General features: G+C 64.3%; 1 protein-coding gene. It reads right to left on the bottom strand.

Annotated elements, in window-relative coordinates; all coding sequences use genetic code 11:
* Nucleotides 1-147: 147 nt before the first annotated feature.
* Nucleotides 148-276, bottom strand: coding sequence for a DLW-39 family protein (locus tag CCN42_RS40895; protein ID WP_003999697.1), 129 nt, complete (start codon nt 274-276; stop codon nt 148-150).
* Nucleotides 277-667 lie beyond the last annotated feature (391 nt).

Here is a 667-nt window from a genome sequence, read left to right as displayed (position 1 = left end):
AGGAACGACACCACCTCACGCGGGCCCCCTTACCCAGGCGTCCTCACCGTCCACACACGAAACCCCGACCGCGTCGGCGGCCGGGGTCTGTTCAGACTGTTCCGGGTGCTCAGGCTGAGCCCAGTGCCCGGAAGGGCTTGTCGGTGGTCAGGAACCCGTGGGCACGGAGTCGGTCGCCTCCGTCCACAGGTCCTGCTCGGCGCGATCCGCCTGGATCTGGCGGTACACGAGGAGCCCGCCGATGGCGGCCAGTGCGACCAGGAGAAGCTTCTTCACCGCGCGACCTCGTCTTTCGTTGACGTAGGGGACCTCTGGCGCCCGACTATACACACCGACCGATATCGATCGGTGACCTGCGCCCGGGGCTCAACTTCCGCCCGGAATTGCGCCATAGAAGCGGAAGAGGCTGTTCCGACCGGAGGGTGACCACGCTCTCACTCGCCGTGACACTCACCCCACTTTCTCCCTTCTCGAGGGTTTCCTTCCCCTTTGAGCCCATTCGAGTGGTGTTCATCTGAACATCGCCGCGCCACGGGCGTCGGTCCACCACTTCGCGAGCCTCATACACATGATGAGGAAAGTACGCAAATCGCCCAACCCGAAAGTGAGGGGCCATGGCCCGCACCACGGTCATGAAGCTGTGGACCGCCTTCGTCACCGCCTTCCT

Source organism: Streptomyces glaucescens (assembly GCF_002154375.1).
GTDB classification, from domain to species: domain Bacteria; phylum Actinomycetota; class Actinomycetes; order Streptomycetales; family Streptomycetaceae; genus Streptomyces; species Streptomyces glaucescens.
The sequence above is the reverse complement of the archived record's forward strand: the minus strand, read 5'-3'. Positions and strand labels throughout refer to the sequence as shown.